This window comes from Sinorhizobium mexicanum, from assembly GCF_013488225.1.
Lineage (GTDB): Bacteria > Pseudomonadota > Alphaproteobacteria > Rhizobiales > Rhizobiaceae > Sinorhizobium > Sinorhizobium mexicanum.
Genome location: NZ_CP041238.1, coordinates 4,055,977 through 4,077,895 on the forward strand (window position 1 = coordinate 4,055,977; position 21,919 = coordinate 4,077,895).

The following is a 21,919-nucleotide window of genomic DNA, read 5'->3' on the forward strand; positions in this document are numbered from 1 at the left end:
AGGCCGACTGGCAATGCAACGGTAAGAGGTCACCATGGTATCGGAAAACCCGCCGCGCCGCTCGAAATCCGAGAAGGAGCCGCTGACGATCGACCTCCAGGCGGAAAAGACGGCGGCTGACGAAGCCGAATCTGTCGCAGACCGGGAACCGGTTACCGACAAGCCCGCCGAGTTTTCGGCGGACCAGGCAGAAAGCGAAAACGCGGCCGACACCGCCGACGCGAAGGAACAGACGGAGGACGAGCGCGCCGATGCCGCAGCGGCCGCCTTCGACGAAGAGCCGCCACACCTGAGCAACGAGTCGATGGCGCAGCCGGCACAGCCGCGACAGGCGACGAGCGCGGGCGCGCTGGCGGCCGGCATTCTCGGCGGTCTCGTGACGCTCCTCGGCGCCGGCGTGCTGCAATATGCCGGTTATATTCCGGCGCTCGGTCCCGATCGCGGCAACGCCGCCCTCGACCAGGGCCTCGCGAGCGAAATCGAGGCAATCAAGGCGCAGATCGCATCGCAATCGGCGCCCGCGAATATCGCCCCGCTGGAGAACCGTCTCGCGGCGCTGGAAGAGGCCGCCAAGCAGCCGGGCGGGGCGGGCGCGCCGCAGATCACCGCGCTCGAGGCGGATGTCGCAAACCTGACCAAAGAAATCGCCGGGCTGAAAGCCAGTCTCGCCGATGCCGAACAGTCGGCAGCTTCCGCCAAGGCAGAGCTTGCAGGGCGCATCGACCAGGCGGAACAGAAGCTCAACGAGCCGGTCAACGACATAGAGATGGCGAAGGCCGTCGCCATCACCGCGCTGAAGACAGCGATCGATCGCGGCGGGCCTTTCCTGGCCGAGCTTGACGCGCTACGCAGCATTGCGCCTGAAGACGCAACGGTGAGGGATCTGGCTCAAGACGCCGCGACCGGTGTGGCGACGCGGACCGACCTTCGCGCTGCTTTCCCGCAAACGGCGGACGCGATGCTCGATCGGCTCAACCAGCCCGATCCGAACGAGGGCATTTTCGCTCGCCTTGTCTCGAGCGCCATGTCCGGCATCCGCGTCCGGCCGGTCGGCAGCGTCGAGGGCGACACGCCGGAAGCCGTGATCGCGCGCATCGAGGATAAGCTCAACAATGGCGACCTCAAGGGCGCATCCCTGGAGTGGGGCGGCCTTCCAGAAACGGCGAAGTCGGCCGGGGAGGACTTCAAGGCGAAACTCGATCGGCGCCTGCGCGTCGAGACCGCTATCGATGCCGCCGTGGCGCGGACCATGACGCGTACCGGCACCGCCGGCTAAAAGGAGGGAAGAGGAGTAGATGATCCGTATATTGTTCTTCATCCTTTTCGTGCTGTGTCTCGGCCTCGGCTTTGCGTGGCTGGCCGATCGGCCGGGGGAACTGTCGCTGATCTGGCAGGGACAGCGCATCGAAATGACGCTGATGCGCGCCGCGTCCATCCTCATCTCGCTCTTTGCCGCCGTCCTGATCGTCGTCTGGTTGATCCGGACAATCTGGCTGTCGCCCCATACCGTTACGCGCTATTTCCGCGCCCGTAAGCGTGATCGCGGCTACCAGGCGCTTTCGACGGGGCTGATCGCCGCCGGCGCCGGCGATGCCAATCTTGCCCGCAAGATGTCGGCGCGAAGCCGCGGCCTGATCAGTGCCGACCAGGAGCCGCTCATCCACCTGCTTGAGGCACAGACCGCGCTGATCGAAGGTAAATACGACGACGCGCGCAAGAAATTCGAGCTGATGGCCGACGATCCCGAAACGCGGGAACTCGGCCTGCGCGGCCTGTTCCTCGAAGCCAAGCGGCTCGGTGCCAAAGAGGCTGCCCGGCAATATGCTGAGCGTGCCGCGGAGAAGGCGCCGCACCTGCCATGGGCAACGCTGGCGACGCTCGATCACCGCAGCCAGGCAGGACAATGGGACGAGGCGATCCGCCTTCTCGACCAGAGCCGCACCGCCAATGTCCTCGACCGCAAGGAGGCGGACCGGAAGAAGGCCGTGCTTCTCACTGCCCGCGCGATGGCGAAGCTCGACGCTGACCCGAAAGCGGCGCGTGACGACGGCCTTGCCGCGCTGAAACTCGACGACAGCCTGGTGCCGGCGGCGCTGGTAACGGCCAAGGCGCTGTTCCGCGAAGACAATCTGCGCAAGGGCGCGGGGATTCTCGAAAGGATGTGGAAGCAGCAACCGCATCCGGACGTGGCAAGGCTCTACGTCAGAGCGCGCGGAGGCGATTCCGCCCTCGACCGTTTGAAGCGTGCGAAGAAGCTCGAATCGCTCCGCAGCAACAATGCCGTCTCCTTGTCAGCGGTCGCGGAGGCCGCACTCGAGGCACGCGAGCTGCCGCTTGCCCGTACCAAGGCGGAGACCGCCGCACGACTCGAGCCGACGGAAAGCGTCTTCCTGCTGCTCGCCGATATCGAGGAAGCGGACACCGGCGACGAGGGCCGTATCCGCCATTGGATGGCGCAGGCGCTGCGCAGTCCGCGCGATCCGGCCTGGACCGCCGACGGTGTCACTTCGCCGTCGTGGCTGCCGGTGTCGCCGGTCAGCGGAAGGCTCGACGCCTTCGAATGGAAGGCCCCGGCCTTGCAGCTTTCCGACAAGCTCGCAAATGGCCATCCGAGCGCCGACGAGGCGATCCGCAGCCTCCCGCCCGTCGCGACCGCCGAGCACGTGGCAGAGCACGCGACGCCGAAGCCAGCCCCGCCGCCAGCAACGCCAGCGGTCCTGGAAGCCGAGCGTGAGACAGTAATCAAGGTTCCGGAGAGGAAGGAAGCGGCTCCCTCTCCTGCCAAGAAAAAGGAAGAGACCGCCGAGGAAGAGCCGGCTCCCTTTTTCGGCCGGCCGCCAGACGATCCCGGCGTTCGCGAGGCGACGGCCGGCGAAAAGGCGTCGGACAAGGCAGGCTTCCGGCTGTTTTGAACTTCGAAGACTGTGGGCGAAGACATGTTAGAACGGTTTCAAGCGTTTCTCGAAAGCTTGGCAGGCTCCGCGGCGCCTATAAAAAAGGGCGATCCGCGCGTCGCCGTGATCGCACTGTGCCTCCAGGTCATGGAGGCCGACGGAACCATTCTGGCTGCCGAGCGCCGCAAGATGCGCGAGATCATCAAAGACCACTATAAACTCGACGATGCGCGCCTCAACAAGCTCGTCGAGGCCGGCGAGACCGCCGAAAGCGAGGCGATCGACTTCTACAAGTTCACTACCGAGATCAAGCGCGAGCTCTCCGAGGAGCAGCGGATCGAGCTCATCGGCATGCTGTGGGAGATCGTCTATGCCGATGGCATCCGCAACGAAATCGAAGATCACGTGATCTGGCGGATCGCCGACCTCCTGGGCGTATCCGGGCGCGACCGCATCTTGAAGCGGCAGGAAGTTGCCGCCAGGATCGACGCGAAGGAGAAGAACGACACGCAGCAGGAAGACTGAAATGCCTGCAGGGGCCGACGACGTCAAAAGACCAATCCTCATAATCCTGCATCAGGAGCGATCGAGCGCCGGCCGTGTGGGACAGATTCTCCAGCGCAAGGGCTTCGCGCTCGACATCCGCCGCCCCGCGCTCGGCGACGAGCTGCCGCCAACGCTGGAGGGCCACTCCGGAACCATCGTCTTCGGCGGCCCGATGAGCGCCAACGACGAGGAAGAGTTCGTCCGCCGCGAGATCGACTGGCTGTCGGTCCCGCTGCTCGAGAACAAGCCCTATCTCGGCATCTGCCTTGGCGCGCAGATGCTGGCCCGCAACCTGGGCGGCAAGGTCGCGCCGCATCACGAGGGCATGACGGAAATCGGCTGGTATCCGCTAAAGGCCACCGAAGCCGGCAAGGCGCTGATCGACTGGCCGGCCATGGTCTATCACTTTCACCGGGAGGGGTTCGACCTGCCCGTCGGCGCCGAGCTGCTGGCGACCGGCGAGACCTATCCGAACCAGGCCTTCCGCTACGGTGAGAACGCCTGGGGCATTCAGTTTCATGGCGAACTGACGCGCGCGATGATGCATCGCTGGGTGGTCCACGGTGCGCACCGCTTCGTGCTGCCTGGCGCCCAGATCGGCAAGGCGCATCTCGAGGGGCGCATGATTCACGATCATCATTTGCGGACCTGGATGGAGAATTTCCTCGAACTGATTTTTTTGCGCGGCGGGGAGGCAGCCGGCGCACCCGGGGGGCAAGACCGAGGGTAACGAAAACGGCTCTGCCGTCCTCCCCGCGATATCATCAGACTACTGGATGCTCTTCCGGAACGTCGAGCGTATCGATCTTGCGCAATTGCGGGAATCCGGCCGCCCAGAGAAGCGCCACGAGCAGCGTGCCGACGCCGCCGAAGGCGACTGCGAAGACAGCACCGAAACCCGAGGCCATCATGCCGGCGCGGAATTCGCCAAGCTCGTTCGACGCGCCGACGAACACCATGTTGACCGCGTTGACGCGGCCGCGCAGTTCGTCCGGAGTCCAGAGCGTGATCAGGATTTCGCGAACGTAGACCGAGATCATGTCCGCCGCACCCATGACGACAAGCGCTGCGATCGAGATCCAGGCTGTCGCCGACAGGCCGAAGACGATGGTCGCGACGCCGAAAAGCGCAACGCCCATAAACATGTAGAAACCTGCGCGGTTGCGGATCGGGTGGGCGGCAAGCCAGACGGCCATGCCGACGGCACCGACGCCCGGTGCAGCCCGCAGAAGGCCGAGCCCCCAGGGGCCGAGCGCCAGGACATCGCGGGCAAAGACCGGCATCAGCGCCACCGCGCCGCCGAGCAGCACGGCAAAGAGATCGAGCGAGATCGCCCCCAGCACGACCTTCTCCGCCCTGATATAGCGGAAGCCCGCCGTGATCGTCTGCCAGCTTTGTCCGGAGGCGGGCGTGCGCACTGTGGGCTTGGGCACGGCAAAGACCATCAGGGCAGCCGCCGCAAAGAAGGAGAGACTGACCGCGTAGGGCACAACAGGACCGAAACCATAGAGGAGGCCGCCGGCGACCGGCCCGACGATCGTCGCCGTCTGCCAGGAGGTCGAATTCCAGGCGATCGCATTGGGCACGTGCTCGACTGGCACCAGATTGGGAGCGAGCGACTGCGCCGCCGGCCCAAGAAACGCCCGCTCGATCCCGAAGACGACGAGGATCGCATAGACCGGCCAGGGCGAAAACAGCCCCTTCACGGTCAACAGGAGCAGCGCAGACGCACAAAGCGTGCTCACCGTCATGCAGATACCCATGATGACGCGGCGGTTGTAGCGATCGGCGACGGTCCCCGTCACCAGAATCAGGACCAGCGATGGCAGGAACTGGAAAAGGCCGATGAGGCCGAGATCGAACGGATCGCGCGTCAGGTCATAGATCTGCCAGCCGACGGCGACCGACATGATCTGAATGGCGAAATAGGCGAGGAAGCGGGAGAAGAAATAGCGCCGATAGCCGACATGCCTGAAGGCGGCGAAACGATGCGCGGCGTGAACGACGGACATTTGGGGGAAGCTCCTACTGCATGACTCCTTAAATCGGAATCGATTTAAGGACAAAATCATTCAGAAACTTAAAGCTCTACAGCGACCTATGCGCGTCTGATTAGACGCGCATAGGTCGCTGTAGAGGCGGCAAAGGACTGGCGCAAGGCCATTAAACATGATCGCGCACGACGAAGCGTCGTACTTGCCCGTTTAGTTTCCAATGTCTACATGTCTGTCAACAACGAATTGGAGACTGGCATGATTGCTGTCATCGCAACCTTGAACTTCATTATCAACATTGCCTGGTTCCTGATCATAGCGTCGGCCATCTTTTCCTGGCTCTACGCCTTCAACGTGATCAACGTGAACAACCACGCGATCAACATGATCGGCCGTTCGCTCTATCAGCTGACGGAGCCGCTCTATCGGCCCATCCGCCGCGTCCTGCCGGACATGGGCGGCGTCGATCTCTCGCCGCTGGTCGTCCTCGTGATCCTCTATTTCATCTGGTACTTCCTCAACACGACGGTCGCCTCGGCGGTGATCGGCATATAAGTGCACGCGGCGCTGACCAGCCTTGACGATCATGTCCGCTTGACCGTTCGGCTGACGCCGAATGGCGGCCGCGATACGATCGACGGCTTCGAAAGTGCTGCCGACGGAGAGGAATATCTCAAGGTTCGCGTTCGCGCCGTGCCGGAAAAGGGCAAGGCGAACCAGGCGCTGATCGCGCTGCTGGCAAAACAGTTCGGCATCGCAAAGAACAGGATCGCGCTCGTTTCCGGCGACACGCAGCGCAAAAAAATCCTCCGGATCGAGGCCGATCCGGAGGATATCATCAAGCGGCTCGCCGAAATCGTCGGCGGCGTGAAATGATGCATGTCGCCCAAAAGTGTGCAGCGGTTTTGGGCGACATGCACAAGTAGCTGAACGCGAAGCGCTTTAGCTACTTCTTTGCCTTGGCGCGCTCGACCGCTTCCTTGATCAACTGCTTGGCAACGGTCGCGTCCTTCCAGCCGAAGATCTTTACCCACTTGCCGGGCTCCAGATCCTTGTAGTGCTCGAAGAAGTGCTCGATCTGCTTGAGCGTGATTTCCGGCAGGTCGGTATAGTCGTGGACCTTGTCATAGCGCATGGTGAGGTGCGTCGAAGGCACGGCGATGATCTTCTCGTCCTGACCGGAATTGTCTTCCATCATCATCACCCCGATCGGACGGACATTGATGACGCAGCCCGGCACCAGCGGGCGGGTGTTGCAGATCAACACGTCGATCGGATCGCCGTCGTCGGACAGCGTGTGCGGAACGAAGCCGTAATTGCCCGGATAGGTCATCGGCGTATAGAGGAAGCGGTCGACCACCAGCGTGCCGGCTTCCTTGTCCATTTCGTACTTGATCGGATGCCCGCCGACCGGAACTTCCACGATAACATTGACATCTTCCGGTGGATTCTTTCCGATGGAAATCGCGTCGATCCGCATGAGTACCTCCAGGGGTCGGTTGAAATTCGCCCCGTCGGATAAAGGGAAACATGCCGCAATGCAACATAACTTTCGTCCGGATAGGGGAATGGCAGCCACGCAAAAGTGCCACAGCGTCCTTTGCGCGTCTGACTAGACGCGTTGCGCTGTAGGCGGGCGGCAGGGCCAAAAAAAGGCATGCGGAAGGCTTTTCAGTGAAGGACGAGACCCGTCAGTTCCAGACGAAGCCGACTTTCTTCAGGTATCTGTCGCCGAAATCTTCCATGCCCTCGGCAATGTCGCTGCCACCGGCAGTCTGGAAGAAGCTGTAGGCGTGTTCGCTGTCTTCGAGGCACCAGACGACGAGGCCACGGCAGCCAAGTGACCTCAAGAGGCTTTTTGCCTCGCGGAAGAGAATGCGTCCGAGGCCGATGCCCTGATACTCGGGCCGCAGGTAGATTTCGTAGATCTCACCTTCCTGCGGCAGCGCTCGCGCGCGGCTCAGGCCGAGCGTGGCATAGCCGGCGATCGTGCCGGCGACATCGACGACGAGCAATGTCGCCGGCCCGCGCGTGGCCTTGCGCCACCAGGTTTCGTCGCGGCGGTTGACCATCTGGACGAGGGGACGATGCGGAATGATGCCGCCATAGGCTTGCAACCAGGAAATGCGATGCACCTCGGCGATCGCCGCCGCCTCATGTGGCTCCCCGGGCCTGACCTCGATCGAAACAGTCTTCATGACCTGACTCTAAGCACACGACACGGCGAACCGGAATCCCGCCGGGCTGCCGGGCGGAGTTAACCCACAGGCAACTTTAACGGCATCCGAATGAAGGTTAACGCCTTTTTAACTTTATCCGCAAGCCGCCCGCGATCGGCACGCACAGCAAAAACCCCGGATCGCCCCGGGGTTGTGAATGTTTTCGATTTTGCGATTGAGGTGTCAGAACAACTGGCTCGTGCCCTCACCCTGGCCCTCTCCCCGCAAGCGGGCGAGGGGACTGGGGCCGCATCGCGAGTTCCCTTCTCCCCGTCAAAACGGGGAAGATGGCGGCGGGCCGGATGAGGGGCCGTCTCGCCCCGTGGCTTACGCCGCGCCGGCGGTGCGCGCCTTCTCGAAGCGCTTGCGCTCATGCGGGTCGAGGTGGAGCTTTCTCAGCCGGATCGACTTCGGCGTCACTTCCACCAGTTCGTCGTCCTGGATCCAGGAAAGGGCCCGTTCGAGGGTCATCTTGATCGGCGGCGTCAGGCGGACGGCCTCGTCCTTGCCGGCGGCGCGCATGTTGGTGAGCTTCTTGCCCTTAAGGACGTTGACCTCGAGGTCGTTGTCGCGGGTGTGGATGCCGATGATCATGCCCTCATAGACCTTCTCGCCCGGCTCGATCACCATCGGGCCGCGGTCTTCGAGGTTGAAGAGCGCATAGGCCACCGCTTCGCCCGCCTCATTGGAGAGCAGCACGCCGTTGATGCGGCCGCCAATCTCGCCCTTGTAGGGCTGATAGTCGTGGAACAGGCGGTTCATGATCGCCGTGCCACGCGTATCGGTCAGAAGTTCCGACTGGTAGCCGATAAGGCCGCGGGTCGGGGCGAAGAAGACGAGGCGGACGCGGTTGCCGCCCGACGGCCGGAGTTCGACCATCTCGGCCTTGCGCTCCGACATCTTTTGAACGACGACGCCGGAATGCTCCTCGTCGACGTCGATGACCACCTCCTCGATCGGCTCGAGAAGCTGGCCGCTTTCATCCTTGTGCATGACGACGCGCGGGCGGGATACGGCAAGCTCGAACCCTTCGCGGCGCATCGTCTCGATGAGCACTGCAAGCTGCAATTCGCCGCGGCCGGAAACGAAGAAGGAGTCCTTCTCGGACGATTCCTCGATCTTGAGCGCCACATTGCCTTCGGCTTCCTTGAACAGGCGGTCGCGGATGACGCGCGAGGTCACCTTGTCGCCCTCGGTGCCGGCAAGCGGCGAGTCGTTGACGATGAAGGACATGGTCACGGTCGGCGGATCGATCGGCTGCGCCTTGAGCGGCTCGGTGATCGAGGGATCACAGAAGGTGTCGGCGACGGTGCCCTTGGTAAGGCCCGCGATCGCGACGATGTCGCCAGCCTGCCCTTCCTCGATCGGCTGGCGCTCGATCCCGCGGAACGCGAGGATCTTCGAGATCCGCCCGGATTCGAGCACGGTGCCGTCCTGCGCCAGGACCTTGACCGCCTGGTTCGGCTTCACCGAGCCGGAATGGATGCGGCCGGTGATGATGCGGCCGAGGAACGGGTTGGCTTCGAGGATGGTGCCGATCATCCGGAACGGGCCTTCGGCGACCGTCGGCTCCGGCACGTGCTTCAACACGAGATCGAAGAGCGGCCCCATGCCCTGGTCCTTCGGGCCTTCCGGATTGACATTCATCCAGCCGTCGCGGCCTGAACCGTAAAGGATCGGGAAGTCGAGCTGTTCGTCGGTGGCGTCGAGATTGGCGAAGAGGTCAAAGACCTCATTGATGACTTCCTCGTGGCGGCCATCCGGACGGTCGATCTTGTTGATCGCGACAATCGGCTTCAGGCCGACCTTCAGCGCCTTGCCGACGACGAACTTCGTCTGCGGCATCGGGCCTTCGGAAGCGTCGACGAGCACGATGGCGCCATCCACCATGTTGAGGATGCGCTCAACCTCGCCGCCGAAGTCGGCGTGGCCGGGGGTGTCGACGATGTTGATGCGCACGCCCTTCCAGACGACCGAGGTCGCCTTGGCGAGAATGGTGATGCCGCGCTCCTTCTCCAAGTCGTTGGAATCCATGACGCGCTCGGCGACGCGCTGGTTGTCGCGGAAGGCGCCGGACTGCTTCAAGAGCTCGTCGACAAGCGTCGTTTTTCCATGGTCGACGTGCGCGATGATCGCGATGTTACGAATGCTCATTTTTTCTCTCGGAAAGTTCTGGGCACGCGCGACAGGGCGGGTACCGCTTTTCAGTTGCCGCGCTCATACAAGTTTTTTTGCATAAGCGAAAGGGGGCCTGCGCGCAGACCAGCTCTGCAGCCTCACGCGACGGCCCCCGGATCGAGCGTCACGCGCCAGAGTTCCTTATCCTCCCGATCCATCAGCCGCACGGTCATCTGGCGCGTCTGGCCGCTGATGTCGACGATGCCGAAGAATTGCAGACCGGCCGACGGCGGCAGGTTGCTGTCGATGCCGCCTCCGGACGCCTTGATGAAGCGGACCTCCGGGCCGAAGGTCATATCGAGTTCCTTCGGACCATAGGTGCCGGAATGCAAGGGACCGGAAACGAACTCCCAGAAGGGCAGGAATTCCTTGAAGGCGGCGCGCGACGGGTCGTAGTGGTGCGCGGCGGTATAGTGCACGTCCGCCGTCAGCCAAACGATGTTGTTGATCGCGTTGTCGCGAATGAACCGCAGCAGGTCCGCGAATTCCGTCTCCCTTCCCATCGGCGCGCCATTGTCGCCGTTGGCGATCGCGTCCGACCCGCGCCGTGCCGAATAATCATCCCAGACGACGAGGCCGATCGGCATGTCGCAGGCGATCACCTTCCAGGTGGCGCGCGAGGCGGCCAGCTCACGCTTCAGCCAATCCGCCTGCCGCCAGCCGAAGAGACCGGACTCCCCCTCCCCCTGATTGGGGCCGCGATAGGAACGCAGATCGACGAAAAAAACGTCGAGCAATGGGCCGTAAGCGACCTTGCGGAAGATGCGTCCGGGCTGGGTCGGCAAGGTGCGGATCGGCGTCATCTCGTGGAACGCACGAGCGGCACGCGACGCATACACCGCCACGTCCTTTTCCGGATAGCGCGGATCGTCCCTGAGATCGGTTGAAGCCGACCAGTTGTTCAAAACCTCGTGGTCGTCCCATTGATAGAAGGTGGGGCAGACGGCATTCAGGCCGCGCACGTGCTCATCGAGCAGATTGTATTTCCACTGGCCGCGATATTCCTCCAGCGTGCGGGCGACGTCGCGCTTCTCGGGCGTCACGATCCGGTTCTTCCACATGCCGCCGTCCCGGAGCTTGATCTCGTCCGGAATGGGATTGTCGGCATAGATCGTGTCGCCTGAATGGATAAAGAAATCCGGCTCGTGAAGCTGGATGGTCGAATAGGTCTTCATGCCGACATCGTCGATGCCCCAGCCCTGGCCGGCAGTATCACCGGACCAGACGAAGCGCACCGAGCGACGGCGCAGGGGTGCCGTGCGGAAACGTCCGACGATCGGCTCCGAGACACGATTGCCGTCATAAAGATCGGTTGCGGTGAAGCGATAGAAGATATCCTGGTCCGGCAGCAGGCCGTCGAGCCGGCTCTTGATCGTGCAGTCGGTCTGCGGCATCGCATCGATGTCGGGAAGCCGTAGGGCGTTCGAGAAGCTTTCGGTGGTCGAGTATTCGACCGCCACCCGCGCCGGCCGATCCACCCGCGTCCAGATCATTCCCGATTCCGTATCGACGTCGCCAGACTGCACGCCGTGCACGAATTCCGGCCGCCCATAGCCGCGGGCGTAGAAGGGTGTCGCGAGACCGGAAGAAGCGACGAGACCGGCGGCGCCGGCGGAGAAAAGGAAAGAGCGCCTAGTCAGCGTGCTTCGAATATCGGCCAAATTTTGCCTCCGGAACGACATGCGCAAAAAATTCGCGAATCATCGATTTCGCGATCGGACCTTTGGCGAGCCGCATGTCAGCGGCTTTACAGCGGGATGAAACTATTTGAACGGTTTGGCGACAGTTCTGTGAAGGAATGGCGGCGACGGCGCGCTCTTCGTGATTTCCTGTTTCGCGACATTGGAAGCGTCTCGCGGTGCGAACAGCGGCCCTCTCTCTTCGGGTTTAACCCGAGGACTAGCCCTCTCCCCGCACGCGGGGCGAGGAGACGTGCTCCATCAGAAGCATGTGCCACGCCCGACGAGGTTTCTGAGGGAGATTAAGCGTCGCCGCTCGTCCCTTCTCCCCGCCTGCGGGGAGAAGGTGCCGGCAGGCGGATGAGGGGCAACCGCACTCATCCCGCATCAGTGCGTGAAATCGTAGTGATCCCGCACGTGGTGGTTGAAGTAGCTGCCGGCGGAGTCCGCATGCACGAAGTCCTCGTAGATGCTCTCCGGGACATCGAGATAATGGTAAGGCCTGCGATTGCCGACGAACCAGATGCTGAGCGTGCGATGGCGCGCATCGTAGTTGACGCGTTGGATCGCGGAAGAGTCCAGGATCGCAGACGATTGCAACATTGGCATTAGCGTCTTCCCGGTTGGTTTCCAGAAGTCGCTGACGCCTCTTATCATACATCAATGGGCGGGATTTATAAACGATGACGGCTACCCTGGCGCCGCCGTCCCGCGCGAGGCAGCTGCGGCAATGAAGCCGCAGCACTTTGAATTGCTGCATGAATTGTCCATAACTCGGGTCCTGAATTACGGAATCATGCGAACAACGGTCATCCCATTTACGAGGTCTTCGCCTTGACCCAATCGAAAACTCCCTCTCGCGACCGGCTCGAAACCGTACTCACGCGCCTGGATGGGCGCCGGCACGAAGAACGCGTTTTCGTGAAATTCTATTCCGACACCGCCCGGGCCGAGGCTGACGCCGCCGACCGAAGGCTGAGCGACGGAAGCGGCCTCGGCCCGCTCGACGGCCGGATCGTCTCGATCAAGGACCTCTTCGACGTCGCAGGCGAACCGACGCTTGCCGGCTCGATCATCCGCCGGGCGGCGGAACCGGCAACGGCAGACGCGGCGATCGTCCAGCGACTGCGGACGGCTGGCGCCGTCATCATCGGCAAGACGCACATGACCGAATTCGCCTTCACCGCCGTCGGCCTCAACCCGCACTATCCGGTGCCCGGCAATGCGTTCGACGAGAGCCTCGTTCCCGGCGGCTCATCGTCCGGTGCGGCCGTCTCGGTGGCGGAGGGCACAAGCGAGATCGCCATCGGCTCCGACACCGGCGGCTCTGTGCGCATTCCGGCGGCCTTGAACGGCCTCGTCGGCTTCAAGCCGACCGCCCGGCGCGTACCCCTCGATGGCGCCTTTCCTCTCTCGCCAAGCCTTGATTCGATCGGCCCGCTCGCGCGCACTGTCGCCGACTGCGCGCTTGCCGACGCCATCATGGCGGGCGATACGCCAGGAACGCTCACGCCGCTGGCGCTCGACGGGTTGAAGCTCGGCATTCCGAAGGGCTTTCTGCTCGAAGACCTCGTGCCGGAAATCGCTCGGGCCTTTGAGGCAAGCCTGCAAGCGCTTTCCCGCGCCGGCGCAAAGCTCGCCGAATGCAGCATCGACGACCTCCTCGGCCGCTTCGCCGAGGCGACGTCGATCGGCTCCGTCGCCGCGATCGAAGGCAGCCGAATCCACTGGAACTGGCTTGAGGACCGGGACGCACCCGTCGATACGCGGGTAACATCGACGCTGCGCCGGCGCTTGACCGTGCCCGACGCGGCACTGGAAAAGCTGCTGCGGACGCGGCAGGACCTCATTCGCGCGATGGACGAGCGACTGGCGCCCCATGACCTAATCCTCCTGCCGACCACGCCGATCCCCGCCGTCGGCATTGCCTCTGTGGAACACGACAAACAGGAATATCGCCGCGTCGAGGACCTGCTCCTGCGCAACACGCAGGTCGCTAACCAATTCGACCTGACGGCGATCACGCTGCCTATGGCAGGCACGAGCCTGCCGGCGGGGCTGATGCTGGTGGGACGGGGCGGGACGGACGGGATGCTGCTGTCCGCCGCAGCGTCCGGCGAGAGATTGCTGCGAGTAGACTGAACGATGCGGTAGAGCGAGATGGAAAAGCATGCGCGGCTTTCCGCCCGCATTCCGCGCCCATTTCGTAGAAGCGCCTTATGGTGTCCGGCCGCTTCAAACTGAGATCATCGTGACCTAATACAAGTCGCCCAAAGACGTGCAGCGGTTTGTGGACAACGACATTGATGACACAAAGACCTCAAGCGCGCCACATGAGGCCGTTTGAATGCGACGCGCTTTAGTGCATCGCCTGGGACACCCACTCCTCATCGAGGATCCGGAATGCATCCTCAAGTGCGGCAACCAGGATGTCCGTGAGTTCGTCGCCGCGATTGTTCGCGAGAATGAGGGCCAGGGCCGCATCCTGCGGGTCGCTGTAGTGCTGAACATCATTAGACATCGCATCGTCCTTTTTCGCCGCGTCACATTCCGGCCTCTGGGGCGGTGATAGAAAAGCCGACTTGTGCGGGGCTTGAGGGCGGCGCAAAGCTTCAGCACCGCGCGTCCTTAAATCGCCAACGATCTAAGGAAACATGCGGGTAGGCCTTTCGTTCGCTCTGCCCCCCTGCCGTGAGATACCTTTTTGCTCGCCCTTACATCCCAGGCGCGATAGAGGATCACGGAATTTCGACGGCGGATGTGAGGATGGCGAAGAAGAAACTCGACAATGCACACGATCTGCAGCGGCTGAAATCCGAGTTCCCTGATGTCCATGGTGCTTTTCTTGCCGGCAAGATATCGTCCTTGCGCAAGGCCCTCGTGATCGCCGGCATGAAGCCGGAACGCACGCGACTGGATAAGCTCAAGAATTCCTGGACGAAGGCGACCGACAGCGAACGCGACGCCTTTTTGAACTGGCTCGAGGCAAGGGGCGCGCTGTCGACGGCACCTGCGTATTCTTCCGCCCCCTCGCCGTCTGCCAGTGCCGCGGAGGCTCCGATCGCCAGCGGCCGCTACCTGCTGCCCTCCGCGATCGCCGAGATCAAGGCGATCATGGCGAAACGCGAGCTGGAGCCGGAGGACGTCATGCAGGAGATCGGGTTCGCGGCCGACGGCCGCTCCCTCGCCCAAGCGCTTGCCCGCGGTGCAAGCCTCAGGCTGGCCGTAATTGCTGCATTACAGGCGTGGCTGCGCACGCATGCGCGGGGGTGAGACTGTAGGTGTCATTTTCGGGCAAGGAGCGGCTTTGCCGTGGGAGGCGCGACGTTGAAAGAAGCAAGCTTCGACAAGTTGCTCGGCATCGACGTTGGATACTCGCTGTCGCGACCAAGCACGGGGATCGCGTGGTGCGTCGGAGGGAACGTCGGCTGCGCAAAGGCGCATAGCGATTGGAACCGTCGACAGCGCCACATTCCGGCATCCACGACGTTTTCGACTATCGCCATCGATGGCCCCTTGCTGCCGCCCGACGCGCCCGATGAACTCGACCGCTCCTGCGAGCGCCTCTTCATCCGCGGGGCGTTCCATGCACGCTGCAAGCCAGGGCTCAGCCACCACGGCCACGGTCTCGCCCTGAGAAAGGCTGCGGCCGAGACCGCAGCGCAGGTAAGACACCTCGCGGCTGCGCCGATGATCGGCAGGTCAATCATTCCCGGCGCCGCAATCATCGAAGCTTTCCCGAACGCCTTTCTCGGTGTTCTTCTCGAGAACGAGCGTTTTGCCATGTCCAGGGCAGCGAAGCGCAGGAAGTTTGACTGGCTGTACGACCAAGCGGTTGAAAGCCACGTCTTCGACAGACTTCTTGACGCCATCGGCTGGAACAATGAAACGCTGCTGCAGAAGGTCACAACCGAGCGAGACCATGAAAAACGGGCGGCATGGATCTGCCTGTTGACAGCGGCAACCGCCGCCGCAGGCAAATCCGAGGTCATTGGAGTCGAGGCCAGCGGCTGGTTCTGGCTGCCGCCGGCAGAGCTCTGGGCGCCTTGGGCAGCAGATGCTTTGGTAGAGAACAGGGCCGCGGTCTCGGCGAGCGGCGGCGCCGCCAAGTTGAGCACGGTTTCAGCCATTGCGTGATTTACTGGCGGAGAGGGGGGCCGCCTATTTAAAGGACAAGATTGTGCAGGGGCGTTTATTTTTCAGCGTAAATTCAATGACATAGTTTTTATTTTTGTTCAATGCCGTCCATTGAGGTTCAACAAAATGCAGCTTATGATGTTGGGCGAATTGTGGGGTAAGAACGTGCCGAAGGCAAAAGGCCAGCATCGAGAGAAGGTACTGTCGGCACTCAAGGTGAAGCAACTGACCGCTCCGGGCAAGTACGGCGACGGGAACGGGTTGTACCTCGTTGTCGATAAATCCGGGGCAAAAAGGTGGATGCTCCGCATTCTCGTAAACGGCAAGCGCACAGACATCGGCTTGGGTGGCATTTCCTTAGTTTCGCTTGCCGAGGCGAGAGAGAAAGCGCTGGAATATCGAAAACTGGCTCGAGCAGGTGGCGATCCGCTTGCCGCAAAAAGGGAAGCGAGACGCGTCGTTCCAAGCTTCAAGGTTGCAGCCGAAACGGTCCACGAGGAACACAAAGCGGCTTGGAAGAACGCCAAGCATACTGATCAGTGGATCAACACTCTCAACCAGTACGCCGTTCCGGTCATCGGCGACATGATGGTCGATCGCATCGACACGCCCGAGATCTTGCGGGTGCTGTCACCCATCTGGTTAAAAAAGCCAGAAACCGCTCGACGAGTCAGACAGCGGCTAACCACAGTCTTCGATTGGGCCAAAGCGTCTGGTTATAGAAGCGGCGACAATCCCGTCGAGGGGGTGACACGCGGGCTACCGAAGCAGGTGGAGCGTGGTCGCCATCACGCAGCCATGGCATTTGCCGAAGTTCCGGCTTTCATCGAATCCATGCGCGGAACGAACAGTAGTTTGGTCGCCAAGCTCGCCTTTGAGTTGTTGATTCTGACCGCGACACGCACCAGCGAAGCCCTGCTGGCGAAGAAAACGGAGATAGACGCAAAAGGTAAGCTGTGGATCATTCCCGCTGACCGAATGAAGGCGAAACGAGAACATAGGGTGCCCATAACGGACAGGATTGCCGAAATCCTCAAAGAAGCAGCCACGATATCCGGCGATAGCCAGTTCATCTTCCCGGGACGGTCCGAAGATAAGCCTCTGTCCAACATGGTGTTCTTAGAGATCCTGAGGCGGATGGAGATCCCGGTTACGGCACATGGCTTCCGCTCTGCATTTCGCGATTGGGCAGCTGAATCGACGAATTATCCCCGCGAAATTGCTGAAATGGCACTAGCCCATACGATAGAAAACAAGGTCGAAGCAGCTTATCGTCGAGGCGATCTCCTCGATAAGCGAAGAGAAATGATGGTGAGCTGGGAGAAGTTTTGCCTTGGCAGGGAAAGAGATGGCGGATTTCAAGAAGACTGACTACCTCGATCCATTTCCAATTCCGCCTTACGGAGGTCTCGGCATTGGCGACGAGGCGACGAATGCAGTTTTCGACAGTGCATGGCCGACCGTAGAAAAACACCTCTTTGGCACGCAAGCTTTCGCCCACGTTCTTTCTGATGCCACGGTCGACGCACTCAGAAATGAGCTCCGCGCGGTGAGCAATGAGTATCTTGCCGGCAAATTTAGAGCGGAAACTTTTGTTGCATCTGGCCAAAAGAAAGCCGCGAAACAGATCATCAACCACGTGGATGCACTCGTTCCACAGATTGAGGAACTCTGGCGCGTAAATCTTCCAACGAGAAGTGTTCCAATCGCAATCGATCGGCGCGAGACCTTGCTAGAGCTGTTGAAGGGACTACGATGTGAGTGCGCCGCCGTAGCAGGCAGGCGCGTGCAACCGGGCGCCATGTCTGCACATTACATTCGAGGCGCAGTACTTGATTTTATAGCTAGCTACGAGAGCGTCTTGGGTCTTGGATTTGAGCGGTCCAAATCCGTAGGCACCGGAAAAGATAGCGAATTTATAGCCACAGGTCCGCGCCTTCTGCAGATATTTTTTCAAGCCATGGACCCGAAACTGCCTCTGCGTAAGCTCGCGAGCGTTATCCAATCTCTGCCAAAAAAGTAATTAGCCAGCTAATTAAGCCGCTATTTCGGACAAGGAACAGCGTGCGTTGCAGGTCAAAGGCGTGCAGCATGCTCCCGTTCGCTCCGAAAGTGAGGTGCAAGTTGAGCAACAAACTACCGGAAACAGGCTTCGTTCGCCTGAAGTCCATCATTGGGCCGACTGGACCGATACCCATCAGCAAATCCAGCTGGTGGAAAGGCATTCGAGAGGGGCGATTTCCGCCTCCTCAGAAACTAGGCCCTAGAACGAGCGTGTGGCCTGTCGAATCCATCCGAGATTTGATCGAAAAACACACCGTAAAATAAGAATGTAAATAATCGCCGCGGGCTGGATGCCCGCGGCCTACCCCCCCCAACAAACTCACTCGTTTTATGCGGAGCTTCGCCTTCGGTCGCCTCCCCATGCGCGAGTGACAGGCAGGACCCCGATGGATAAGAAAAACGCTCGTACTTCAACGCCCAAAATACCCAACATCACACAAAACGAAGCATATAGGGGGGCTGAATACTGGCTTTCGAACGGTGCGGCCATCGTACCGCTGGAACCGCGTTCAAAGAAGCCCTTCAATGGCTATAGCTCGCGGAAATACATCAAGAAGAAGAAGGAGCTGAAGAAGTTCTTCCGCAAATATCCTGACGCGAACTACGGCATCGTAACAGGATCCGCTTCAGGGATCATCGTCCTCGACGTCGACGGAAAGGAAGGCCGCGACTCGTTGAAGGCGCTAAAGAAAGCGAATGAAGGATTTTCTTCGACGGTTATCGTGGAAACGGGACGTGGCAGACATTACTATTTCAAGGGAGACGACTGGTTCCGCAACTCCGCGGGTAAACTCGGCGCAGGTCTCGATGTCCGCGGAGATGGCGGCTACGTAGTCGGCCCCGGCAGCGTGCATGAAAGCGGGGTGCGGTATAAGTATCGTGCTGGTAGCAGTCCTGACGAGGTATCCGTAGCAAACTCCTCATGGCTTCGTGAACGTGTCGCATCACTGGTCCAGCTCAAGGCAGACTCAGTTTCCACCCCCACGCTCGTCAAAGAGGGTGGCCGCAACAACGCCTTGATCGCCTATCTGGGCGGATTGGTGCGCAAGGGGATTGTCGGAGATGAACTTCTGGCGTTGGCTCGCATCTTTAATGGGTCTTTCCCAAGCCCATTAGATGACGATGAGGTCGTGAAAACCGTCAAGAGTGCGCTGACCTATTCGCCCGTGGACCGAGATGCTGATCCAGGTGAAGCATACGCTGATGCGGTCCTGCAAACATATTTCGGCGGTGGCAAACACCTCATGCGTTTGGATGACGGCCTGTTTTGGGCCTATGACGCGAAAAAATGGACCATTGAAAACGTCGACAGCCTTAAGCAGAAGACGTTGAAGGTGATCCAGCAAAACCCTCAGCGTCCGGGGATGGCGACAACTACTGTGATCAATCAGGTAGTTGATATCCTTAAAGCAAAGGTTATGCGAGATGGAGATCCTTTGCGATTTACTGACCCTCCGGCAGCCGCATTGAATCTTCGTAATGGCGAACTATGGCTTGCGTCAGATGGAGCGACGAAACTGGGCGCTCACAATGCCGAATCTTATCTCCGTCATTTTCTGGACATCGAATACGATTCCAATGCGGCCTGTCCGCTATTCGATCGGGCTATGGAGGAGATTTTCCCGGCAGAGCACGCCGAGATCATTCCCTACATGGTAAGCGCGAATTTCCCCGCACCTTTTGCTGTTGAGTGCTCTGATGCATGAGGTGTCCACCAAAATAGGTGGACACCTTGTGATGGAAGAAGATGATCAGAAACTGCAGGTAAGGCTTGTTGGTCGGAACGGGAGACGCCGATACGACCCCGCATCGAAGAACCGTCTTGTCTCGGCCTGCCTTGAGCCTGGCGTGTCGGTATCGAGGCTTGCGCTCGAACATGGGGTCAATGCGAACCTTCTTCGGAAGTGGATAAAGAAGCGCACGGAGACCCAGTCCCTCCCGCCGTCCTCATCACCGTCGTTTATCCCGGTTCAGATTGAAAGCACTTCCGATCGGGCCTTGCTGCGACAGAGCAGCATGGCTGCGGTGGATTTGCCGGGGACTTGCGATGGAGTGCGTGGGTCGGCATCGAAAAGGGCTGCGCCTTTTTCCTCTCCAGCCAAGGTGAGCGCGTCACTGCCGAACGGGGTGAAGCTGACGCTGGAATGCGGTGATGTGGATGCGTTGGCAGCGGTCATCGGAGCGTTGGGTCATGTTCACACTGGGCGCTGACCTTCAAGTCTACCTTCACCGCGAGCCGATCGACTTCAGGGCCGGCATCAACAGCCTTGCGGTGCTGGTTCAGGAGACGATGGCGCTCGATCCGTTTGCGCCGGCGGTTTTTGCGTTCTGCAATCGCCGTCGCGATCGGATGAAGCTCTTGTTCTTCGACCGATCCGGCTTTGTGCTGGTTCTGAAGCGGCTGACCGAGGACAAGTTCCGGTGGCCTCGCCGGGAGGCGGCGGTCGTTCAGCTTACGACCGAGCAATTGCACTGGCTCCTCGACGGCATCGATATCGATGCAATGGTCCGCCATCCGGTGCGGCAATATCAGGTTGCTGGTTGAGGGCTCTCGAACTCCGCGGTTGACGCGGCGGCATGCTTTCGATTCAAGAATCTGATGAATCGATCCGGCGAACCGACTGTTGAAGAGCTGATGGCGCGTATTGCTGCGCTGCAGGCGGAGAACCGCCAGCTCACAGAACGCGTCGTCAAACTCGAGGAAGAGTTGGCGCTTGCACGGCTGCATCGTTTTGCGCCGAAGAGCGAAAAGCACATTGACCGCCTCTTCAATGAAGCCGAACAGGCCGCGGATGAGGACGATGCCGACAACGAAGATGGCGATGTCGTTGCTCTGCCGGACACGGGCTTGCCGGCGACCGACGGCACGACGGGAAAGAAGCGCGGCCGCAAGGCCTTGCCGGAAAACCTGCCGCGCGAGCGTGTCGAGTATGACCTTCCCGACGATAAGAAGGCCTGTCCATGCTGCCGTCACCAGATGCATCGCATGGGCGAGACCGTTACCGAGCAACTTCATATCGAGGTGAAGGCGAAGGTCCTGCAGAATGTGCGGTTCAAATATGCTTGCCGTCATTGCGACCGCACCGGGATCAACACCCCGGTCGTGATCGCGCCGATGCCCGCGCAGCCCTTGCCGGGCAGCATCGCCACGGCTTCGACGCTGGCCTTCGCGCTCGTTCATAAGTATGTCGACGGCACACCGCTCTACCGCTTGGCGCAGGCATTCGAGCGCGCAGGTGTTCCTGTCAGCCGTGGCGCTCTGGGCCACTGGGTGATCGGCTCGAGCGAAAAGCATCTCTCCCGCATCTATAACGCCCTGAAGCTGCGGCTCAGATCGCAGCCCCTCATCCATGGCGACGAGACGACTGTTCAGGTCCTAAAGGAAAAGGATCGAGAGGCCGCCAGCACGTCATATATGTGGGCTTACCGAAGCGGCGAGGACAGTGACGAGCCGATCGTGCTGCTCGATTATCAGCCGGGCCGCGGCCAGATATACCCGCAAACCTTCCTCGGCGATTATCGCGGGATAGTGATGAGTGATGGCTATTCCGCCTGGCGCACGCTGGATGGGGCAACCCATCTTGGGTGTATGGCCCATTCCAGACGACGCTTTGTCGACGCCCTCAAGGCGAGAAAGAAGGGTGGCGGACCACCGGAGCAGGCACTCCGCTTCTTCGAACAGCTCTACCGGATTGAAAGGCAGGCCAGGGACAGAAAACCCGAGGATGGTGAAACGCAGGCCGACTGCATTCGGCGCTCTCGCCAACAGCACAGCGTGCCCGTCCTGAACGCACTCAAGGCTTGGCTCGACGACATCGCGCCGAAGGTCTTGCCGGACAGCAAGCTCGGCGACGCTGTGTCCTACACTCTGAACCAGTGGGACTATCTGACGCGCCACACCGAGGACGGCAGGATGCCGATCGACAACAATCTTCTGGAGCGCGATATCAGAATTTTTGCAACCGGCAGAAAGAGTTGGCTGTTCAGCGATACCGTTGACGGAGCCAGAGCTAGCGCAGTCATCTATAGCCTGATGCTGACTTGCCGCGCCTGTGGCGTCGAGCCATTAGCCTGGTTACGCCACGTCCTTACTGAACTGCCTCAGCGCCCTCAGAACGTAGCTATCGACGATCTCCTGCCCTTCAACTTCCTCAAGGCCGCCGCAGCCTGACCGACGCGTCCGTCTGAAAGCGATCAGTTGCAAGGGC

Annotated in this window: 23 protein-coding genes; 16 read left to right on the forward strand and 7 right to left on the reverse strand. The window is 60.9% G+C overall.

Annotated elements, in window-relative coordinates:
• The first annotated feature begins 34 nt into the window (after window positions 1-34).
• From FKV68_RS19055 to FKV68_RS19070, 4 genes are read left to right on the forward strand one after another with little or no spacing between them, the layout of a single operon-like run.
• Window positions 35-1,276, forward strand: coding sequence for a COG4223 family protein (locus FKV68_RS19055; protein WP_180939329.1), 1,242 nt, complete (start codon window positions 35-37; stop codon window positions 1,274-1,276).
• Between the two features lie 19 nt (window positions 1,277-1,295).
• Entirely contained in the window at window positions 1,296-2,912 is a 1,617-nt protein-coding gene (locus FKV68_RS19060; RefSeq protein ID WP_180939330.1) for a heme biosynthesis protein HemY, read from the forward strand.
• Between the two features lie 24 nt (window positions 2,913-2,936).
• Window positions 2,937-3,419 carry a tellurite resistance TerB family protein gene (locus FKV68_RS19065; RefSeq protein WP_180939331.1) on the forward strand — a complete coding sequence of 161 codons (483 nt, stop codon included), beginning with the start codon at window positions 2,937-2,939 and terminating at the stop codon, window positions 3,417-3,419.
• Between the two features lies 1 nt (window position 3,420).
• The gene (locus FKV68_RS19070) at window positions 3,421-4,170 is read left to right on the forward strand and encodes a glutamine amidotransferase (protein ID WP_180939332.1); all 750 of its coding nucleotides are present in this window, start codon (window positions 3,421-3,423) and stop codon (window positions 4,168-4,170) included.
• Window positions 4,171-4,204: 34 nt separating this feature from the next.
• On the opposite strand, the gene FKV68_RS19075 is transcribed toward FKV68_RS19070, so the two are convergent.
• A complete protein-coding gene (locus FKV68_RS19075; protein WP_180939333.1) occupies window positions 4,205-5,452 on the reverse strand; it encodes an MFS transporter in 1,248 nt (415 codons plus the stop codon).
• Between the two features lie 240 nt (window positions 5,453-5,692).
• On the opposite strand from FKV68_RS19075, the gene FKV68_RS19080 reads away from it, so the two are divergent.
• Window positions 5,693-5,989: a YggT family protein gene (locus FKV68_RS19080; protein ID WP_153435933.1), complete on the forward strand. Its 297-nt coding sequence runs from the start codon at window positions 5,693-5,695 to the stop codon at window positions 5,987-5,989.
• Complete coding sequence (locus FKV68_RS19085) at window positions 5,990-6,310, forward strand: DUF167 domain-containing protein (protein ID WP_180939334.1); 321 nt, start codon at window positions 5,990-5,992, stop codon at window positions 6,308-6,310.
• A gap of 70 nt (window positions 6,311-6,380) precedes the next feature.
• Here the strand turns inward: FKV68_RS19085 and ppa are convergent, their stop codons facing one another.
• The 5 genes from ppa to FKV68_RS19110 form a co-directional block, all read right to left on the reverse strand.
• Window positions 6,381-6,914: an inorganic diphosphatase gene (ppa, locus tag FKV68_RS19090; protein ID WP_180939335.1), complete on the reverse strand. Its 534-nt coding sequence runs from the start codon at window positions 6,912-6,914 to the stop codon at window positions 6,381-6,383.
• A gap of 211 nt (window positions 6,915-7,125) precedes the next feature.
• Window positions 7,126-7,632, reverse strand: a complete 507-nt coding sequence (locus FKV68_RS19095) for a GNAT family N-acetyltransferase (RefSeq protein WP_180939336.1) — start codon at window positions 7,630-7,632, stop codon at window positions 7,126-7,128.
• A gap of 348 nt (window positions 7,633-7,980) precedes the next feature.
• Complete coding sequence (gene typA / locus FKV68_RS19100) at window positions 7,981-9,807, reverse strand: translational GTPase TypA (RefSeq protein WP_180939337.1); 1,827 nt, start codon at window positions 9,805-9,807, stop codon at window positions 7,981-7,983.
• Window positions 9,808-9,929: 122 nt separating this feature from the next.
• Window positions 9,930-11,492 carry an alkaline phosphatase D family protein gene (locus FKV68_RS19105; RefSeq protein WP_180939338.1) on the reverse strand — a complete coding sequence of 521 codons (1,563 nt, stop codon included), beginning with the start codon at window positions 11,490-11,492 and terminating at the stop codon, window positions 9,930-9,932.
• Window positions 11,493-11,897: 405 nt separating this feature from the next.
• Window positions 11,898-12,119: a KTSC domain-containing protein gene (locus FKV68_RS19110; protein WP_180939339.1), complete on the reverse strand. Its 222-nt coding sequence runs from the start codon at window positions 12,117-12,119 to the stop codon at window positions 11,898-11,900.
• A 225-nt stretch (window positions 12,120-12,344) separates the two neighbouring features.
• Here FKV68_RS19110 and FKV68_RS19115 point away from each other — a divergent pair, with 225 nt between their 5' ends.
• A complete protein-coding gene (locus tag FKV68_RS19115) occupies window positions 12,345-13,652 on the forward strand; it encodes an amidase (protein WP_180939340.1) in 1,308 nt (435 codons plus the stop codon).
• A 217-nt stretch (window positions 13,653-13,869) separates the two neighbouring features.
• On the opposite strand, the gene FKV68_RS19120 is transcribed toward FKV68_RS19115, so the two are convergent.
• Window positions 13,870-14,031, reverse strand: a complete 162-nt coding sequence (locus FKV68_RS19120) for a hypothetical protein (RefSeq protein ID WP_180939341.1) — start codon at window positions 14,029-14,031, stop codon at window positions 13,870-13,872.
• Between the two features lie 245 nt (window positions 14,032-14,276).
• On the opposite strand from FKV68_RS19120, the gene FKV68_RS19125 reads away from it, so the two are divergent.
• The 9 genes from FKV68_RS19125 (at window position 14,277) to tnpC (ending at window position 21,882) form a co-directional block, all read left to right on the forward strand.
• Window positions 14,277-14,783 carry a hypothetical protein gene (locus FKV68_RS19125; protein WP_180939342.1) on the forward strand — a complete coding sequence of 169 codons (507 nt, stop codon included), beginning with the start codon at window positions 14,277-14,279 and terminating at the stop codon, window positions 14,781-14,783.
• Between the two features lie 54 nt (window positions 14,784-14,837).
• A complete protein-coding gene (locus FKV68_RS19130; protein WP_180939343.1) occupies window positions 14,838-15,647 on the forward strand; it encodes a DUF429 domain-containing protein in 810 nt (269 codons plus the stop codon).
• A 126-nt stretch (window positions 15,648-15,773) separates the two neighbouring features.
• On the forward strand, window positions 15,774-17,018 hold the full coding sequence (locus tag FKV68_RS19135; protein WP_245181949.1) for a tyrosine-type recombinase/integrase: 1,245 nt from the start codon (window positions 15,774-15,776) through the stop codon (window positions 17,016-17,018).
• Entirely contained in the window at window positions 16,996-17,670 is a 675-nt protein-coding gene (locus FKV68_RS19140; RefSeq protein WP_180939344.1) for a hypothetical protein, read from the forward strand. The genes FKV68_RS19135 and FKV68_RS19140 overlap by 23 nt, the downstream gene beginning before the upstream one ends.
• Window positions 17,671-17,738: 68 nt before the next feature.
• Complete coding sequence (locus FKV68_RS19145; protein ID WP_093233109.1) at window positions 17,739-17,975, forward strand: helix-turn-helix transcriptional regulator; 237 nt, start codon at window positions 17,739-17,741, stop codon at window positions 17,973-17,975.
• Between the two features lie 122 nt (window positions 17,976-18,097).
• The gene (locus FKV68_RS19150; protein ID WP_180939345.1) at window positions 18,098-19,417 is read left to right on the forward strand and encodes a bifunctional DNA primase/polymerase; all 1,320 of its coding nucleotides are present in this window, start codon (window positions 18,098-18,100) and stop codon (window positions 19,415-19,417) included.
• A 31-nt stretch (window positions 19,418-19,448) separates the two neighbouring features.
• Window positions 19,449-19,922 (forward strand): IS66-like element accessory protein TnpA, encoded by a 474-nt coding sequence (gene tnpA, locus FKV68_RS19155; RefSeq protein WP_180939346.1) that lies wholly within the window; start codon window positions 19,449-19,451, stop codon window positions 19,920-19,922.
• Window positions 19,903-20,256 (forward strand): IS66 family insertion sequence element accessory protein TnpB, encoded by a 354-nt coding sequence (gene tnpB / locus FKV68_RS19160; RefSeq protein ID WP_180939347.1) that lies wholly within the window; start codon window positions 19,903-19,905, stop codon window positions 20,254-20,256. Before tnpA ends, tnpB begins: the two co-directional genes overlap by 20 nt.
• Before the next feature lie 54 nt (window positions 20,257-20,310).
• Window positions 20,311-21,882 carry an IS66 family transposase gene (tnpC, locus tag FKV68_RS19165; protein ID WP_180939348.1) on the forward strand — a complete coding sequence of 524 codons (1,572 nt, stop codon included), beginning with the start codon at window positions 20,311-20,313 and terminating at the stop codon, window positions 21,880-21,882.
• Window positions 21,883-21,919 lie beyond the last annotated feature (37 nt).